Here is an 18,073-nt window from a genome sequence, read left to right as displayed (position 1 = left end):
TCTTTTTTAGGGCGATCATCGTGCCTTGCGGACGAGATTATCAGATCAACCCTCGTGCCATTTCTTCAACAGGTCAGTCACGGCAATCCCGTCGATGGTCATGCCCTCAAGGCCGCAATTGAGGATGGCAAATCCTTTGAGATTGCAGTTGGTCAATGTCGCATTTGAATAGTTAACGTTGTCGATGCGACTGCGCGATAGATTGGCGTTATGCAGCGACAGGCGCTCCATATTGCAATCTTCGATCATCGTCCCTTGAAAATTACATCCCGTTACAACCGTATGGGATAAATTACATCGCGAGATCTTTGATCCAGCCAGTCCCGTATTTTCGAAGATGAGTGGGTCATTCGAGTGCATGAGAGTGATCCTTACCATTTACCAGTGTTATAAAGCCGTCCATCCGCCGTCGACGGAAAGTGTCGTTCCTGTGATTTGCGCGGCCGCATCCGAGGCAAGAAACAAACACGTCCCCCCCAACTGCTCGACGGTCGCAAATTCTTTTGATGGCTGACGCTCTAACAAGACCTCGCGGATCACTGTTTCACGGTCCATGTTATACTTTTTCATCGTATCGGGGATCTGAGCCTCGACAAGCGGGGTCAGCACATAGCCTGGACAAATCGCATTGGCGGTGATCGCCTCACGCGCGGTTTCGAGCGCGGTCACTTTGGTCAGGCCGACAACCCCGTGTTTGGCCGCGACATAGGCCGATTTGTAAGGCGAGGCCGTCAGGCCATGCGCCGAGGCGATATTGATCACCCGTCCCCATCCCGCTTTGCGCATCATCGGTAGGGCGGCGGCGGTGGTGTGAAACGCCGAGGACATGTTGATCGCAATAATTGCGTCCCACTTATCAACGGGAAACTCGTCAATCCCCGCAACATATTGAATGCCTGCATTATTCACCAAAATATCGCACACACCCGCCCGCGTGATCAGGTCGCGGCACTCATCGGCCTTGGACATATCAGCGCTGATATAGCGCGCCTCAACGCCAAACTCGGTGGCGATGCTTTGCGCCAGTGCATGGTCCTCTTGGCTGTCGGTGAACGAGTTGAGTACAACGTTGATGCCCGCTTTCGCCAATTCGCGCGCCACACCAAGGCCAATCCCCGAATTGGATCCCGTCACGAGCGCGGTTTTACCTTTTAGGTCCATGTTGATCTCCATTCGATGCCCTTTCGGCGCACTTTACTGTCCTGACGCGCAATGCAAAGAGAGAATCGGTGCCACGGTTCAAAATCGCCCCGAACCGCGCGAAACTTTGGCATATCTGGAGTGTGCTTTAGGTGGGGCCACTGCACGCCCTAAGTCCAAGCATAGTTGGGGGCGACCTAAGGTCAGTTTTGGAAATTTTGCCAAAAAAAACGCCGGCACAAGGCCGGCGCAAAGTTATTGAGGCAGGTTTCATACAGGCAAGAAACCTATCGAGCAGTGATGTCTTTATACGCCTTTCAACGGGCCACTCCAAGCTAAAAGTTTGAATTCACTGATCCACCCGCTTAGGCTAACCCTCACATAACAAACGGGACGGAGGCTTTGTTCTCGATATGGCAACGAATATTTTCTACGCGCTACGCACCACAAGCGCCGCATTGGCGCTCATCGCGGGATCAAGCCTTGTGCATGCCGAGCCGATGCATGGCATAGCTATGTATGGCACCCCCGACCTACCACAAGATTTCGTGTCTCTGCCCTACGCGGACCCGACAGCCCCCAAGGGGGGAAAGATCATCACTGGCGAGGGCGGCACCTTTGATAGCCTCAACCCGTTTGTGCAAAAAGGCACCTCGCCGTGGCAGCTTCGTTACATGTTGGCGGAGAGCTTAATGGGCCGCGCCTATAGCGAACCTTTCACCCTATATTGTCTGTTGTGCGAGACAATCGACACCGATGAGGACCGCACATGGGCCGAATTTACCCTGCGCCCTGAGGCCCGATTCTCTGACGGCAGCCCCGTCACGCCCGAGGATGTCATCTGGTCCTACGAGAAACTGGGAACCGAAGGTCATGGCCGCTACGCTTCGCTGTGGGGGCAAATTGCATCTATCGAGAAAACCGGTGACGCCTCGGTCAAGTTCACATTCAACACCGATAACCGCGAATTGGCGCTTTTGGTCGGGATGCGCCCCATTTTGCAAAAAGCACAGTGGGAGGGCAAAGATTTCACTCAGTCGGGCTTTGATCAAATCCCCATCGGCTCAGCGCCCTACACGGTGACAGATTACGATGCGGGCACGTTTGTCGAATTGACCCGCAATCCCGACTATTGGGGCAAAGACGTGCCGTTTATGCGCGGACAGGCCAATCTCGATACCATCCGGTGGGAATTCTTCGCGGATTCCTCACTGGTGATCGAGGCCTTTAAAGCGGGAGAACTCAATAGCCACCGCGAATTCAACGTGCAGACGTGGGATGATCAGTACGATTTCCCCGCCGTCGAGCGCGGCGATGTGATCAAATCCATCATCCCGCATGAACGCCCGTCTGGTATGACCGGATTTGTGATGAACACCCGCCTGCCCCAGTTCTCAGATTGGCGCGTGCGTCAGGCCCTGATCGAGGCGTTCAACTTTGAATACATCAACGAGGTGCAAACGGGATCACAGCAATCGCGCATCACTTCATACTATTCCAACTCGGTATTGGGGATGAGGTCCGGACCTGCCGAGGGACGCGTGGCGCAGATGCTCGCACCCTACGCCGATGATCTGCCGCCCGACACACTCGAGGGATATGTGTTTCCCGCCACCTCGGGATCGCTCAATGATCGTCAATCCACACGGCGCGCCTTGGGTCTGTTCAAAGACGCAGGCTACACCGTGCAAGATGGCGTGATGAAAGACGCAGGCGGCGCGCCCTATACCTTTGAGATCCTATTGCAGTCCGGTGATGATGAAAATCAATCCATTATAGATACTTACACGCAGTCTCTCATCCAGATTGGCATCACGCCCACCATCACTGTTGTCGATCGCCCCCAATACCGGGAGCGCTCGGACACCTTTGATTTCGGAATGACCACGTTTCGCCGCGGACTATCCCTGTCGCCCGGCAACGAGCAAAAGACCTACTGGGGGTCAGAGGCGGCCGAGATCGAAGGATCACGCAATGTCATGGGCGTTCAATCAAAGGCCGTCGATGGTCTGATTGAGACGATGCTCTCCTCGCAAAGCAAAGACGACTTTATCGCCGCGACCCGCGCACTGGACCGCGTGTTGACCGCGGGCCGCTATGTCATCCCGATATATCAGTGGAATATCTCACGCGTGGCCCATGCCAAAGAGCTGACCTACCCTCAGACATTGCCGATTTACGGCGATTGGATCGGCTGGCAACCGGATGTTTGGTATTGGAACGAATAGATATGGTACGAAAATTTATTGTCATGGCGGCGTTGGCGGTTGGATTGACCGCCTGCGCGCCTGCCTATGTTGCGGGAAAGACCCTAAAAACGGGTGTAAAGGCCACAACCAAAGTGACAAAATCGGCGGTCGGTGTGGTGTTCTAATCCCCACCCAATACGCCGTATCCTTCATCGCGTCCGCTCACAGAGCTAGCCGTTTTGCTCGCGGGACATAAGAAAACCCCCGGATGCTGTTTACCGCATCTTCGGGGGCTCTTTGGGGCAGATGAGACAGGGGGAGGATCACTGCTCGTGACATCTTGTCTGCCCTGATCGGAGCACGCAGTTAGTGCGTGCCGTCGACTGTGCCGGTGAGGAACTCGATATTGCTCAACTCATCGGTGATACTGGTTTGAACGGGAAGCCAGTTAAAGGCTCCTGCTGCGATTGCGAGGGATGCTACAGCTCCAAGTCCAAGCGTCACTACGGGAAGTCTGGACACCTTTGTGTGTCCGAGATGTTTGGCGCGGCCTTGTACGGTGGAGAAACGGTCGTTGGAAACATATGCCATGGGAGGGAACCTCTTAAAAACTCAATCCTTGCAGCTATTTAACCACATTTCTCATCGCCCGAAAAGCGCCGCGACTGTTACAAGTCCACGCCACACTTCGCCAGAACGCCACGCGAACAAACCCAAAACATCGCCACTTTGCAAAGTTGCAAACCTCATCCAAACACAAGATGTAGGGCAAGAGGAACATCGCCGTGCGCCCGAAATGTGAGCGCGCGGAACGTTTTCCTTTTGTTATTCTCTCGCCAACCACCCCGCGCCACGCTATGTCATAGCCCATGATAAAACTTGATATTTTCCACGACCCGATCTGCCCATGGTGCTACATCGGCAAGGCCCGCCTTGACCGCGCGATGGAAGCCCGCCCGAACCATCAGTTCGTGGTGGAGTGGCATCCGTTCCAACTCAACCCCGACATGCCCGCGCAAGGCATGGACCGGCGTGCCTATCTTGAGGGCAAGTTCGGCGGCGTTCAGGGCGCGATTGACGCCTACCGCCCTATCGTCGAGACGATGGGCGCAGAGCTGCCAAAGGCTGATCTGGGTATAATCAAACGCACCCCCAATACGCTCAATGCGCACCGCTTGATCCATTGGGCGGGTATCGAGGGTATGCAGACCCCGATCGTCGCCGCCCTCTACCGCGCATATTTCCATGAGGGGCGCGACATCGGGGACACAGAAACCCTTGCCGATATCGCGGATAGCATGAGTATGGATGCCAGTCTCGTGACGCGCCTTTTGTCCACCGACGAGGACACCGACATGATCCGCGCGCGCGATGCACACGCCCGCGAACGCGGAATTTCTGGCGTGCCGCTCTATGTTGTGGCCAACCAACACGCTGTTCCGGGCGCGCAAGCCACGGACCTGTGGATCAAAGTGATCGACGAACTGGCCGAGGCCGCCGACTAAATGAGCGCCGCCGCACCATATGCGTTTGATTTCGCGTTGGGCCTTATCGGCGCACTGGGGTGGATTGCGGTTTTGACCCATGCTGCACGCCATCCCGCCACGCGCCTTTGGCCACCACGCCAGCCGAGCATATTGACGGTGATTTGGTCATGGGGCCTGACAATTGTCATTTACATCAGCCTTGTGCGCCTTGGCTCCAGTGTCGGCAATACATTGGACCTGTCCGCCTTTGTGCGCTGGGGCATCGGCGGCACTCTTGCCATCTCAGGATCACTGTTTCACTCATGGGCCACGTCCACATTGGGCCTTAAGGCCACATCAGGGTGGCCCGCGGCGCGCTGCACACGTGGCCCCTACGCCCTTACCGCTCATCCGCAATATATCGGCCAAGGGCTATCCTTTGTTGGCTTGGCCCTGATTGCAGGCGCGCCACATGCGGTCCTCATTGCCGCACTTGGCTGTCTTGCATTGGCCTTTGCCGCACGTGTTGAGGCCGCGCACCTCAATGCGCACCACCCCACGCACACATAAGCACAGCCCCCGCACCCCAAGCGGCCTTTTCATACCCAAGCGGCACCCATAGGGTGCGTCTACCCCATATGTGAGTTAGTCATGCCCCGTAAGTTAGCCCAACCCGAATTTGTTGCCCTCATGGCCATGCTCACCGCCACCGTGGCGTTGTCCGTCGACTCCATGCTACCTGGCATTCCGTTGATTGCGTCCGAGTTGACGCCCGATGATGTCAATCGCGCCCAACTGGTCCTGACCGCGTTTGTCTTGGGATTGGGGCTGGGCACACTGATCAACGGGCCATTGTCAGACCGCTTCGGCCGCAAAGCCGTTATCATTGGCGGATTGACCGTCTATGCCGCCGCAGCCGTTTTGGCGGCGACCGCCCCTACCCTTGAAACCCTGCTTGCCGCGCGCGTGATCCAAGGGTTGGGTGCCGCAGCCCCGCGCGTGGTCACAATGGCCCTCATCCGCGATCTCTATAAAGGGCGCGAAATGGCGCGCATTTCATCGTTTATCATGATGATTTTCATTCTGGTGCCCGCTGTCGCCCCTGCACTTGGCTCGCTCATCATGCTCGGGTTCGGATGGCGTGGCATTTTTGGATCTTTCGTTGTGTTTGCTGCCCTGTCAGGGCTGTGGCTGATCATCCGCCAAGAAGAGACATTGCCCAAAGCGGAGCGCCGCGCGCTCTCCATGGCGACCCTGATTGCGGGCACGAAAGAGACGTTTTCGCACCGCTCCGTCCAGATCTACACCCTTGTACTCATGCTCGGCTTTGGTCAAATGTTTGGCCTCTTGTCCTCCATTCAACAAATCTACGGCGAAGTATTTGATAAAACGGACAGTTTTCCAATTTGGTTCGCCGCACAAGCCCTGATTTCGGGCGTCGGAACCCTGATGAACGCCAAATACGTGGTGCGCCTTGGCATGCGCCGTATCGCACTTTCGGCCTACATCGGCCAAATCGCTATATCATCGGTCGTTCTTGCCCTGATCGGTTCCGGCCTCTTGCCTGACGCCCTCGCATTTCCGGTGTTCTTTATCTGGTCCGTCTCGGTGTTTTTCATGGCGGGCGTCACCTTTGGCAATATCATCGCCCTGTCACTCGAACGTTTGGGCCATGTCGCGGGGATCGCGTCCTCATTGGTCCAAGGGATATCGACAATCGGCGCAGTTTTGATCGCGGCGCCCATTGGATTGGCCTTTAACGGCACGGTCATACCGCTGACACTCGGCACATTGATCTGCTCGCTCATCGCATATCTCCTCTTGCGCCGCACCGTGGACGCAGAGGTATAATTATTTCTTTTTAGCGACTTGCGTGGCGCTCTTCGCGTGGCGCGCAAGGTCTTGAGCAATGGCAAACGCGCCCTTGATCTTGTCACGATCGGTTTTCCAATCGCGGCGGACAACGATCTTGTTGTCTTTGACCTTTGCCTGCCCTTTTTGGTCGTGGATAAACTCCATCAAACCCACCGGATTTGCATATTTGTCATTGTGGAACTGGATCGTCGCGCCTTTCGGACCGCCATCAAGACGTGCAATCCCTGCGGCGCGGCATTTTTCCTTGATGCGAACAACGAGTAGCAACGTGTTGACTTCTTTGGGTAATTTTCCAAACCGGTCAATCAATTCCGCCGCAAATCCCTCCAGCTCGACCTTGGTGTGCAACCCAGACAAGCGGCGATACAGACCCAATCTAACATCAAGATCAGGCACGTAAACCTCTGGAATCAATACAGGAACGCCGAGATTGATTTGTGGCGCCCATGCGCCATCATCGTCCAGCGTCACACCCTCTTGGCCAGATTTGATCTTGGCAATCGCCTCTTCGAGCATGGATTGATATAGCTCGAACCCGACCTCTTTGACGTGGCCAGATTGCTCCTCACCCACCAGATTGCCGGCCCCGCGAATATCGAGATCCTGACTGGCAAGCGTGAAGCCTGCACCGAGGGTGTCGAGCGATCCCAACACACGCAACCGTTTGCGCGCGGCATCGGTCAACGGCGCGCGCGGCTTGGTTGTCAAATAAGCATAGGCACGGGTTTTGGCGCGCCCGACCCGTCCGCGAATTTGGTAGAGCTGTGATAGGCCGAACATATCTGCGCGGTGGATGACCATCGTGTTGGCAGTCGGAATATCAATGCCACTCTCCACGATTGTGGTGGCCAACAGCACATCATACTTGCCGTCATAAAAGGCGTTCATCCGGTCATCAAGCTCACCCGCAGCCATCTGGCCGTGAGCAACGACAAAGCGGACTTCGGGCACATTATCGGCCAGAAACTGTTCAATTTCAGGGATATCGGTGATGCGAGGCACCACGAAAAAGGACTGCCCCCCACGGTAATGCTCGCGCAGCAAGGCCTCGCGGATCGTCACTGTATCGAACTCACTGACATAGGTGCGAATGGCCAAACGGTCGACGGGCGGCGTGCCGATAATCGACAAATCACGCACGCCCGTCATCGACATTTGCAAGGTGCGCGGGATCGGCGTGGCCGATAGCGTCAGGACGTGGATGTTGGATTTCATCGACTTCAGGCGCTCTTTATGCGTCACGCCGAACCGTTGCTCCTCATCGACAATCAACAGGCCAAGATCATGAAACTTAACGTTTTTTGCAAGCAAGGCATGGGTGCCAACGACGATATCAACCTCGCCGGACAAAAGCCCCTCGCGGGTTTGCGTCATCTCTTTTTGGCTCACAAAACGTGACATCGGGCGCACATTGATCGGAAAGCCACGGAAGCGTTCGGCAAAAGAGCGATAGTGTTGACGGGCCAACAATGTGGTCGGCGCGATCACCGCAACCTGCTGACCACAAAGCGCCGCAACAAAGGCCGCGCGCATCGCGACTTCGGTTTTGCCAAACCCGACATCGCCACACACGAGACGGTCCATCGGAAGACCCGCCTCCAGATCGTCCAACACGTCCTCGATCGCTTTGAGCTGATCATCGGTTTCATCATAGGGAAAACGGGCGCAAAACGCCTCCCACATGTCATCGGGTGGCACCAAAATATCCGCTTTGCGCAACTGACGCTCGGCGGCGATGCGGATCAGCTTTTCAGCGACCTCACGAATGCGCTCTTTCAGCTTGGCCTTTTTGGACTGCCACGCGCCGCCGCCCAACTTGTCGAGCAACCCCTCTTCGTTGCCATAACGGCTCAGAAGTTCAATGTTTTCAACAGGAAGGTAGAGACGGTCTCCGCCCGCATATTCCAACAACAGGCATTCATGCGCCGCACCCAACGCGGTGATGATCTCAAGGCCCCGAAAAATCCCGACCCCGTGATCCACGTGAACAATCAAATCTCCCGCCGAAAGCGCGGAATGCTCTGTGAGGAAATTATCCGCCCGCTTTTTGCGGCCAGGTCGTCGGATGAGGCGGTCACCCAACACATCTTGTTCCGAGATGACCGTGACGTGATCCGCGGCCTCTGTTGGGGCTTCGAACCCTTCATCCAGCGGCCAAATGGTTAAGAACACGCCACCCTTTCCGGACGGCACATCGCGCCAATCGGAAATCAGGGTCGTATCAACGAGGTCTTGGTCCTCGAGCAGCGTCTGCAACCGGTCGCGCGCGCCCTCGGACCATGAGGCCATGACCACATGACCATTCTCACGTTTTGCATGAATATGCTCGGATAACGCCCCGAAAAGATCTAGTTTTTCTTGTTGGCGTTCGGGTGCAAAGTTGCGGCCAATGCGGCCACCCGCATCAATAACACCAAGACCTGTGGCCTGCGCCGAGGGGTGAAAATGAAGAACCCTACGGCCCGCAATTTCCGCCTCCCACGCCGCATCATCCAGATAAAGCAACGCAGGCGGACAGGGTTTATACACGCTATCAAGGCGCTTTTTCGAGGTCATCGCCTCACGGCGGCTGTCGTATTGATCGGCAATTCCGTCCCACCGCGCCAACCGCGCCGCCGTGGTCTGGTCATCCAATGCAATTGTCGCCTCTGGCGTATAATCAAACAAGGTGGCCAAATGGTCGTGAAAAAACGGCAACCAATGCTCAAGGCCTGCATGCTTTTTCCCTGCAGAAACAGCCTCATAGAGGGGATCGTCGGCGCCAGCGGCTCCAAACTCGATCCGGTAGGCTTGCCTAAACCGCGTGATCGCCGCATCGTCCAAAATGACCTCAGACACAGGCGTGAATGTGATCGCATCGAGTGTCTCGGTGGTGCGTTGTGTCGCGGGATCAAAGCGGCGCAACCCGTCCAATTCATCCCCAAAGAAATCGAGACGCACCGGCGCATCATGGCCCGGTGGAAACACATCAATGATGCCGCCGCGAATGGCATAATCACCGTGTTCGACAACGGTTGGCGCCTGCGTGAACCCCATACGGACAAAAAAGCCGCGCAAGGCCTCCTCGTTGACCCGCTGACCTTTGCGCAGTGAAAACGCGGCCCCGTCCAATGTCTCTTTGGCGGGAACACGCTGTGTGGCTGCGGCCAATGTGGTCAATAATACATAGCGTTTGGGCATCGCCCCATGCGCTAACGCGGCCAAGGTCGCCATGCGGGAGGCGGACACATCGGCATTGGGCGAAATCCGGTCATACGGCAGACAATCCCACGCGGGAAAGTCGATCACAGGCAGATCGGGTGCAAAGAACGCAAGGGCCGCCTTGAGCGCCGCAAGACGTTTGTCATCGCGGGCCACGTGGATCACAGGGGCGTCGGATTTGGCCACTTCGCGCGCAAGAAGATAGGCGTCAAACCCCTCTGGCGCGCCGCCAATCTGAACATGAGCGGTGTTGGATTTGGATGCGATAGCCACTGCGTCTAGCCGCCAAGCGGTCCTGTGACGATGTTTTGATACATGCCCCACATCGCCGTGATAAAGATGAATAACATGCCGATCATTTGCGTTTTTAGCCGGTGACGCCGCAAGACATCCACCAAGGCCTCACCACGCGGCGCATTCACCAAAATGCGTTTCGCCGTGCGGATATTCAAAAAGAACACAATCGTCATTGGAAAGGCCATGAGAAAGACGGCTTGTGCAAACTCGACATCGTAAAAGACCCCGAGCGCAAACAAGATGGTCAACCCACCCGAGGCCATGGCCACAATGACGAGGCCGGAAATCTCTGCGATATTGCCCAAGCGGTTGACGTTGATACGAACAAGATCTTCGAGATCCTGCATGCGCTCACCGCCATGTTTTAACGCTTTTTGCGCCAAATCGAACGGCACGCCGAGCACAAAGTGGGACGCGGTCGACCATAGCACGGCCAAGGCGATCCAATACCAAAGATTAGAAAACGACCGCATATCGATGACTTCGAAAATGGTTTGCCAGATACTCACGATGACTGCTCTTTTGGGCGAATTTGCGGGCGCGATGCCCTGATTGGCGCGACATTAGCGTGGCTGCGCGGCGATTCCTACCCTTGATGAGCGGCAAAAACCATGTCACCTGAGTGGTGCATATATACACCCACGCGAAAGAGCCGCCATGACCCGTTCCACCGCCCCCTTCCCGCTGACCCGCTTGCGCCGCACCCGTAAAATGGACGCCATTCGCGGGCTTGTGCGTGAAAACGCGCTTGGGGTATCGGACCTGATCTTGCCGGTGTTTGTGCGCGAAGGTCTGGATGACGCCACGCCGATCCCCTCCATGCCCGGTGTCGAGCGGCTGACCATTGACCGTTTGGTGCGCAAAGCGGTTGAGGCACACGGCCTTGGCATTCCCGCCATCTGCCTGTTTCCCTACATCGAGCCTGAGTTGAAAACCGAGGACTGCGCGGGCGCATGGCATCCCGACAACCTTGTGAACCGCGCCATTCGCGCCGTGAAAGCCGAAGTGCCGGATTTGGCGATTATGACCGATGTGGCGCTTGATCCCTATAACATTAACGGCCATGACGGCTTTGTTGTGAATGGTGAAATCGTCAATGACATGACGGTTGAGGCGCTTGTGAAAATGGCGGTGGCGCAGGCCGAGGCTGGTGCGGATATCATCGGGCCATCCGATATGATGGACGGACGCATCGGCGCTATTCGCCGCGCACTTGAGACGGACGGGCACGACACGGTGACGATTATGTCCTATGCCGCCAAATACGCTTCGGCGTTTTACGGACCGTTTCGTGATGCAGTGGGCGCATCTGGCGCCTTAAAAGGCGACAAAAACACCTATCAAATGGACCCCGCCAACTCCGACGAGGCCATGCGCCTGATCGAGCGCGACCTGATGGAGGGCGCGGATATGGTGATGGTGAAACCCGGAATGCCCTATCTCGACATCTGTCGCCGCGTTAAAGACACCTTTGGCGTGCCGACCTTTGCCTACCAAGTGTCGGGCGAATACGCGATGTTGGTCGCGGCCGCTCAAAACGGATGGGTGGACCGCGATAAGGTCATGATGGAAAGCCTGATGGCGTTCAAACGTGCGGGCTGTAACGGCATTTTAACCTACTTTGCATGCGATGCCGCGCGTCTGTTAAACGCCTGACGCATGTGCGTGAATCGGCGGGGGACCACCCAAACGGGCCCGCCTGTACATAAGACAATGACAGCGCATGAAAATTGCGCCATAATACTCTCCAAAGAGCCTTGAGAGCTCGAAACTGGCAGTAACTATAAGGGCAGTCCCATGACACATTTTTCGCGCCGATCGTTGTTGATCGGCCTTGGTAGCGCAGCTGTTTTGACCGCATGCGGCAATGGTTTAAACTCAACCGGCAGCGCGGTGATCGACGCGCGCGTTGATCGTACCCTGAACGAGCTTTATTCCAACTACCCCGGTACAAGCGATCTTCGTGACAAATCCGTGGGCCAGTTGGTCATGCCGTTGGTGACCGAGGCCGGCTTTGGCGTTGGCGGCTCATATGGGCGCGGTGCATTGCGCGTCGGCGGCGCATCGGTCGATTATTACTCCTCTGCTCAGGCCTCGATCGGTCTGCAAATTGGCGCGCAGCAATACGCGCACGTGTTGTTCTTTATGACCGAACAATCGTTGCAAGACTTCCGCAATTCCCAAGGATGGGCCGCGGGCGCGGATATCGAATATGCGATTTCCAACCGTGGCGAAGAGATGTCGGCAGACACAACAACACAGCTATCACCCGTAATTGGTGTGGTCTTTGGTCAAGCGGGCCTGCGCGCTGGTGCGACCATTGAGGGCACAAAGTACACGAGAATAATCCCGTAACAGTTTGGATTTATTCGACATATGAAAGCCCGCCACTACGGCGGGCTTTTTCATGTCTGAGCGCTGTTAAACGCCTCTCTCCTAAGGGAGCGCCTCCTCAAGCACGCCGTCCGCAGTCATCTGTGCGTAGAGCAACCCCTCACGCAGCCCCCGATCCGCCACCGACAAGCGGTCTGTGGGCCAGATCCGCAATAGCGCCTGAAGGATCGCGGCACCCGACATAATCAATGCCTGACGGTCGCGCCCGATGCGCGGATCATTGCGCCGCCCCACAGGGCCAAGGTGCAAGTAATCTCGGATCACACTATCAATTTGCTCGGACGACATGCGCAGCCCGTCGACCTTGTTGCGATCATAGCGCCGCAAGCCAAGGTGCGAGGCCGCCACGGTTGTCACGGTCCCCGATGTGCCGATGATCTGGAACCCGTCACGAGCGGGCTCGTTGGCATAGGGCGTGAAATCCGCGAGCTTTTCCTCAAAGAACCACGACATCAACGCAAACCGCGCGCTATCATCCTCAACATCCGAAAACTGCTCCATCAAGGTGGCGACACCCAACGGCACCGAAATCCAGTCCACGACTTTGGCATGCGGGAAAATGCTACGTTCCGTAGGCGTGAACCCTGTGTGCAGCCGCATAATCGCGCGCGGACGATCCGCCATTGGAACCGCACTTAGATCAATCCACACAAGTTCGGTGGACCCCCCGCCGATATCGACGACCAAGAGTTGTTCGGTCTTGGTCGACACCAACGGCGCGCATGAAATCACCGCCAAACGCGCCTCTTCCTCGGGTTTGATGATCTCGAGGGTCAGCCCCGTCTCACGCTGGACGCGGCGCAAAAAGTCACGTGAATTTTTGGCACGCCGACAGGCTTCGGTCGCGACCAGACGCATGCGTTTGACTTTGTGTTTATCAAGTTTCTTGCGGCACACCCGCAACGCCTGAATGGTGCGCGTGATCGAGCCACGCGACAAACGGCCAGACGCCTCCAGCCCGTTCCCGAGCTGGACGGATTTTGAAAAACTGTCGATCACATGGAACTGACTGCCCTTTGGTTGGGCAATCAACATGCGACACGAATTAGTGCCGAGATCGAGAGCGGCATATAGCTCTTCTCGATCTGCGGTTTGAGGCACGGGTGGCTCAACCGGTTTCGGGAACGCGCCCGCACCATAGGGACGCTTGGGCGCCATAACACGCCCTCCATTTCAAGTTGGGTTCACACTACGCGTGCTTTTGTTCCCTCGCAAGAGATCAGATGGCCCTCGTTCATAAACGTGATGAAGATTTTTCCGATACCAAGCCCTTTCCCCCAATGCCCGCTTGGCCTAAGTCTGTTTCTCGACAACAAGGGCTAAAACACATGACCGATATGACAATTATTTACTGGCGCGATATTCCTGCCCAAGTACGCATGGGCCGTGGACGCAAAGCATTGCGTGCGGTATTGCCCGAACGCTTTGAGCAAGCCATCGACCGTGTCGCCATGCGCATCGGGGCCACCGACCAAGACGCCTATATCGCCGAGTGGCGCGATGTGGTGATCGCGGTTGAGGGCGAAGGCCAAGAGGCCGTGGACGCCAAAGTGGCCGAACTGGACGCCGCCTATGACAAAGAGCGCCTGATCGCGCTTGTGAACAATGACGGGCACGCGCCCGCCTAAATTTTGCGCATATTTTGCGCGGCCACACGGCCCGCACCCAAAGGACAAATAACATGACCCGCACAGTGATCGAGAGCAAGAGTAAGACCGTCATCATCGGCTTTGACGAGCCGTTTGCCGTCATCGGCGAACGCATCAACCCCACGGGGCGCAAAAAACTTGCCGCCGAACTGGAGCTGGGTGATTTCTCCACGGTGGAACGTGACGCGATTGAACAGGTTGCTTGTGGGGCCAATATTCTCGACATCAATTCGGGCGCGGTGTTTTCCAACAAGATGGCCGAAGACCCCCGTTACGCCGACAACAACTTTGTCGAGCCGCCGCTGATGCGTGACCTCATCGCCCGCATTCAAGCAATTGTTGACGTGCCACTGTGCATCGACAGCTCTGTGCCAGATGCGCTTGAGGCCGGTTTGGAAATGGCCGAGGGCCGTCCGCTCTTGAACTCTGTGACGGGCGAGGAAGAGCGCCTTGAGCGGGTTTTGCCGCTTGTTAAGAAATACAACGTGCCTGTGGTGGCGATTGCCAATGATGACACTGGGATTTCCGAGGATCCTGATGTGCGCTTTGCCGTGGCCAAACGCATTGTGGAGCGCGCTGCAGATTTCGGCATTCCCGCCCATGACATCGTGGTGGACCCGCTCGTGATGCCCATCGGTGCGATGCGCACTGCGGGCCAACAGGTGTTCACGCTTGTGCGCCGTTTGCGCGACGAATTGGGTGTGAATACCACTTGCGGCGCGTCCAACGTCTCGTTCGGCCTGCCACAGCGCCACGGCATCAATGCCGCGTTCTTGCCCATGGCGATTGGTGCGGGCATGACATCAGCCATTATGAACCCTGTGCGGTTGCAAGAGATGGAAGCGATCCGTGCGGCCAACTTGCTCATGGATCACGATCCGGACGGCGCAAAATGGATCAGCTTTAGCCGTATCGTTGATGCGGTGGCCGAGGGCGCCACCTTTGCCGAGGCCTCCACGGCGGCGGCCGCTGCAGGATCAGGTGGCGGGCGTCGCAGTGGCGGACGTCGTCGCCGTTAATCCCATACTCGGGCAAACACCATAAAGGGAGCGCACAGATGACACGGTTAATCGCCTTGAACAAACCGTTCGATGTGCTCTCCCAGTTCACCGACAAGGGATTGGAGGGCAGCACGCGGCGCACCCTGTCCGATTTTGTCGATGTGCGGAACGTGTACCCCGCCGGACGTCTTGACCGCGATAGCGAGGGCCTGTTGTTGTTGACCGACGATGGCAAGCTACAAGCCCGCATTGCCAACCCGAAATCGAAGATGCCAAAGACCTATCTGGCGCAGGTCGAAGGCAACATTGACGCAGCGGCGATTGACGCCTTGTGCAGTGGCGTGATGCTCAAGGACGGTCAAACCCGCCCTGCCCGCGCCGCGCGTGTGCAGGCCCCCGACTGGCTTTGGCCGCGCACGCCACCCGTGCGCTACCGCAAATCCGTGCCCGACAGTTGGGTGCAATTGACCATCACCGAGGGCAAGAACCGACAGGTGCGCCGTATGACGGCCCATGTCGGATTTCCAACCCTGCGCCTGATCCGCGTGGCCATCGGGCCATATACACTCGACGGGATCGACAGCGGCGCATGGCGCGACGCCGATCCACGCAACGCATGGGATACGCTATGAGCAGTTCACAAGACCCATTGGTGGTTTTCACCCCGTCCGGCAAACGCGCCCGCGTCCCTGCGGGAACGTCCGTGTTGGAGGCCGCGCGTTCTATGGGTGTGGACCTTGATAGTGTGTGTGGCGGTCGCGGGATTTGTTCAAAATGTCAGGTGCAACCTGCCTTTGGCGACCACTCCAAACACGGGATCACCGCGTCAGAGGATGCGCTGAGCGCGTTCAATTCGGTTGAGGAGCGCTACGACCGTGTGCGCGGCCTCAAAACGGGGCGGCGTTTGGGCTGTCAGGCCTGTATTCAGGGCGATATCGTGTTGGACGTGCCGCCCGAAAGTCAGGTCCACAAACAGGTGGTGCGCAAGGCCGCAACCACGCGCCACATCGAAATGGACCCCGCAACGCGGCTTTATTATATCGAGGTCGAGCCCGCCGATATGCACGCCCCCACGGGCGACTGGGAACGCACCCAAGCCGCGCTGGCCGAGCAATGGAACATCACGGGCGCCACGCTAACCCTTGCCATGCTCGCCAAACTTCAAACCGCGCTGATCGCCGCCGAGTACAAGGCAACCGTGGCCATTCACACCGCCCGCGACGGTGCGGCACAGGTGATCGGCGTCTGGGCGGGTTTTGCCGAGCCTGCGCTGTTCGGCTTGGCTGTGGACCTTGGATCGACCACCATCGCCGCGCATTTGACCAATCTTGTGACAGGCGAAGTCAAGGCCTCGGGTGGCGTAATGAATCCGCAAATCCGCTTTGGCGAGGACCTGATGAGCCGCGTGTCCTACGCGATGATGAACGAAGGCGGCGCGGGCGAGATGACCCGCGCGGTGCGCGAGGCGATGAACACGCTCGCCGCCGAGTTGGTGGCCGAAGCGGATCTCACCACGGCTGACATCTATGAGGCGGTGTTCGTGATGAACCCCGTCATGCATCATTTGTTGTTGGGTCTTGATCCGACACCCTTGGGTCAGGCGCCGTTCGCGCTTGCGACCAATTCGGCCATGGACCTGCCTGCGCGCACCATCGGGTTGACGCTCGCAGATGAGGCACAGGTCTATATCCTGCCGCTTATCGCAGGCCATGTGGGCGCGGATGCCGCCGCTGTCGCGCTCTCGGAAGCCCCGCAAAAAGTCGATCCCCTCACGTTGATTGTCGATGTCGGCACCAATGCCGAGATCATTTTAGGCAACAAATCCCGTGTCTTGGCTTGTTCATCCCCCACAGGCCCCGCATTCGAGGGCGCACAAATCTCAAGCGGTCAACGGGCTGCCCCCGGCGCAATAGAGCGCGTGGAAATCGACGCCATAACCAAAGAGCCACGGTTCAAGGTGATCGGCTGTGACCTTTGGTCGACCGATCCTGACTTTGCCACGCAAACCGCTGTATCTGGCGTCTCGGGCATCTGCGGGTCGGGCATTATCGAGGCCGTCGCGGAAATGCGCATGGCGGGTCTGGTCGATGCCAACGGGTTGATCGGATCAGCCGAGGCCACGGGTACGGAGCGCTTGCGCGCCTCAGGCCGCACCTATTCCTACCTCTTGCATGACGCCAGCGCCGAGGGGGGCGCAGTGATCGAAGTGACCCAAGGTGATATTCGCGCCATCCAGTTGGCGAAATCGGCGCTCTATGCGGGCGCACGGTTGCTGATGGATGAATTTGGCGCAGATGAAGTTGAGCGCGTGGTGCTTGCGGGCGCATTTGGTGCACATATTTCGCCCAAACACGCGATGGTTCTGGGGATGATCCCCGACTGTCCGCTTGAACACGTCACATCGGCGGGCAATGCCGCAGGGACAGGGGCGCAGATTGCGCTGTTGAACGCGGCAGCGCGGCGCGAGGTCGAGGCGCTTGTGCATGAAATCACCAAGATCGAGACTGCAATCGAGCCGAGATTCCAAGAGCATTTCGTCGCCGCCAACGCCATTCCCCATGCAACCGCGCCCTTTAGCGGCCTGCGTGCGGTGGTGCCGCTCCCCGATGTTGATTTTAACGCGGGCGGTGGCGGTGGCCGTCCACGCCGCCGCGCACGGCGCTAACCAAAGGCGGCCTTGCGCTTTTTTAACGCGCGGGGCCGCATATCCCTTGACCCTCTCGCAGGGTTTGACTACCTCTCACCTCATGAGCGGGTATGGTGAAAAGGTATCACGGCAGCTTCCCAAGCTTTAGTTACGGGTTCAATTCCCGTTACCCGCTCCAACAAATACCCACATCCACAAATCTATGAGATCACCA

17 protein-coding genes and 1 tRNA gene are annotated in these 18,073 nt (G+C 57.3%); 12 read left to right on the top strand and 6 right to left on the bottom strand.

Features of this window, described 5'->3' with window-relative positions; all coding sequences use genetic code 11:
- Positions 1-45: 45 nt before the first annotated feature.
- Both ACTG34_RS02615 and ACTG34_RS02610 read right to left on the bottom strand, forming a co-directional pair.
- Complete coding sequence (locus ACTG34_RS02615) at positions 46-360, bottom strand: pentapeptide repeat-containing protein (RefSeq protein WP_439103478.1); 315 nt, start codon at positions 358-360, stop codon at positions 46-48.
- Positions 361-387: 27 nt separating this feature from the next.
- Positions 388-1,161 (bottom strand): 3-hydroxybutyrate dehydrogenase, encoded by a 774-nt coding sequence (locus ACTG34_RS02610; RefSeq protein ID WP_439103477.1) that lies wholly within the window; start codon positions 1,159-1,161, stop codon positions 388-390.
- Positions 1,162-1,553: 392 nt separating this feature from the next.
- Between ACTG34_RS02610 and ACTG34_RS02605 the strand changes: the two genes are divergently transcribed.
- Complete coding sequence (locus ACTG34_RS02605; protein ID WP_439103476.1) at positions 1,554-3,368, top strand: extracellular solute-binding protein; 1,815 nt, start codon at positions 1,554-1,556, stop codon at positions 3,366-3,368.
- A 2-nt stretch (positions 3,369-3,370) separates the two neighbouring features.
- Positions 3,371-3,514 (top strand): hypothetical protein, encoded by a 144-nt coding sequence (locus ACTG34_RS02600; RefSeq protein ID WP_439103475.1) that lies wholly within the window; start codon positions 3,371-3,373, stop codon positions 3,512-3,514.
- Between the two features lie 181 nt (positions 3,515-3,695).
- On the opposite strand, the gene ACTG34_RS02595 is transcribed toward ACTG34_RS02600, so the two are convergent.
- Entirely contained in the window at positions 3,696-3,920 is a 225-nt protein-coding gene (locus ACTG34_RS02595) for a hypothetical protein (RefSeq protein ID WP_439103474.1), read from the bottom strand.
- Between the two features lie 278 nt (positions 3,921-4,198).
- Between ACTG34_RS02595 and ACTG34_RS02590 the strand changes: the two genes are divergently transcribed.
- The 3 genes from ACTG34_RS02590 (at position 4,199) to ACTG34_RS02580 (ending at position 6,646) form a co-directional block, all read left to right on the top strand.
- Complete coding sequence (locus ACTG34_RS02590) at positions 4,199-4,834, top strand: DsbA family oxidoreductase (protein ID WP_439103473.1); 636 nt, start codon at positions 4,199-4,201, stop codon at positions 4,832-4,834.
- The gene (locus ACTG34_RS02585; RefSeq protein ID WP_439103472.1) at positions 4,835-5,365 is read left to right on the top strand and encodes a methyltransferase family protein; all 531 of its coding nucleotides are present in this window, start codon (positions 4,835-4,837) and stop codon (positions 5,363-5,365) included.
- An 81-nt stretch (positions 5,366-5,446) separates the two neighbouring features.
- Positions 5,447-6,646 (top strand): multidrug effflux MFS transporter, encoded by a 1,200-nt coding sequence (locus ACTG34_RS02580; RefSeq protein ID WP_439103471.1) that lies wholly within the window; start codon positions 5,447-5,449, stop codon positions 6,644-6,646.
- Here the strand turns inward: ACTG34_RS02580 and mfd are convergent, their stop codons facing one another.
- Positions 6,647-10,144, bottom strand: a complete 3,498-nt coding sequence (gene mfd, locus ACTG34_RS02575; RefSeq protein WP_439103470.1) for a transcription-repair coupling factor — start codon at positions 10,142-10,144, stop codon at positions 6,647-6,649.
- Positions 10,145-10,149: 5 nt separating this feature from the next.
- A complete protein-coding gene (locus ACTG34_RS02570; protein WP_062215283.1) occupies positions 10,150-10,677 on the bottom strand; it encodes a hypothetical protein in 528 nt (175 codons plus the stop codon).
- A 148-nt stretch (positions 10,678-10,825) separates the two neighbouring features.
- Here ACTG34_RS02570 and hemB point away from each other — a divergent pair, with 148 nt between their 5' ends.
- Together hemB and ACTG34_RS02560 are read left to right on the top strand one after the other, a co-directional pair.
- The gene (hemB, locus tag ACTG34_RS02565) at positions 10,826-11,824 is read left to right on the top strand and encodes a porphobilinogen synthase (RefSeq protein WP_062215285.1); all 999 of its coding nucleotides are present in this window, start codon (positions 10,826-10,828) and stop codon (positions 11,822-11,824) included.
- Positions 11,825-11,965: 141 nt separating this feature from the next.
- A complete protein-coding gene (locus ACTG34_RS02560) occupies positions 11,966-12,523 on the top strand; it encodes a YSC84-related protein (protein WP_062215287.1) in 558 nt (185 codons plus the stop codon).
- An 81-nt stretch (positions 12,524-12,604) separates the two neighbouring features.
- On the opposite strand, the gene ACTG34_RS02555 is transcribed toward ACTG34_RS02560, so the two are convergent.
- Positions 12,605-13,720: a Ppx/GppA phosphatase family protein gene (locus ACTG34_RS02555; RefSeq protein ID WP_342842377.1), complete on the bottom strand. Its 1,116-nt coding sequence runs from the start codon at positions 13,718-13,720 to the stop codon at positions 12,605-12,607.
- A 170-nt stretch (positions 13,721-13,890) separates the two neighbouring features.
- On the opposite strand from ACTG34_RS02555, the gene ACTG34_RS02550 reads away from it, so the two are divergent.
- From ACTG34_RS02550 to ACTG34_RS02530, 5 genes are all read left to right on the top strand, one after another.
- The gene (locus ACTG34_RS02550; RefSeq protein ID WP_439103469.1) at positions 13,891-14,190 is read left to right on the top strand and encodes a virulence factor; all 300 of its coding nucleotides are present in this window, start codon (positions 13,891-13,893) and stop codon (positions 14,188-14,190) included.
- 53 nt (positions 14,191-14,243) lie between these two features.
- Positions 14,244-15,230, top strand: a complete 987-nt coding sequence (locus ACTG34_RS02545; protein WP_439103468.1) for a methyltetrahydrofolate cobalamin methyltransferase — start codon at positions 14,244-14,246, stop codon at positions 15,228-15,230.
- Positions 15,231-15,268: 38 nt separating this feature from the next.
- The gene (locus ACTG34_RS02540) at positions 15,269-15,844 is read left to right on the top strand and encodes a pseudouridine synthase (RefSeq protein ID WP_439103467.1); all 576 of its coding nucleotides are present in this window, start codon (positions 15,269-15,271) and stop codon (positions 15,842-15,844) included.
- A complete protein-coding gene (locus ACTG34_RS02535; protein ID WP_439103466.1) occupies positions 15,841-17,877 on the top strand; it encodes an ASKHA domain-containing protein in 2,037 nt (678 codons plus the stop codon). Before ACTG34_RS02540 ends, ACTG34_RS02535 begins: the two co-directional genes overlap by 4 nt.
- An 86-nt stretch (positions 17,878-17,963) precedes the next feature.
- Positions 17,964-18,037 (top strand) — tRNA-Gly (locus ACTG34_RS02530).
- Positions 18,038-18,073: the final 36 nt, after the last annotated feature.

Origin of the sequence: Celeribacter marinus (assembly GCF_965656515.1) — a bacterium.
GTDB classification, from domain to species: domain Bacteria; phylum Pseudomonadota; class Alphaproteobacteria; order Rhodobacterales; family Rhodobacteraceae; genus Celeribacter; species Celeribacter marinus_D.
The sequence above is the reverse complement of the archived record's forward strand: the minus strand, read 5'-3'. Positions and strand labels throughout refer to the sequence as shown.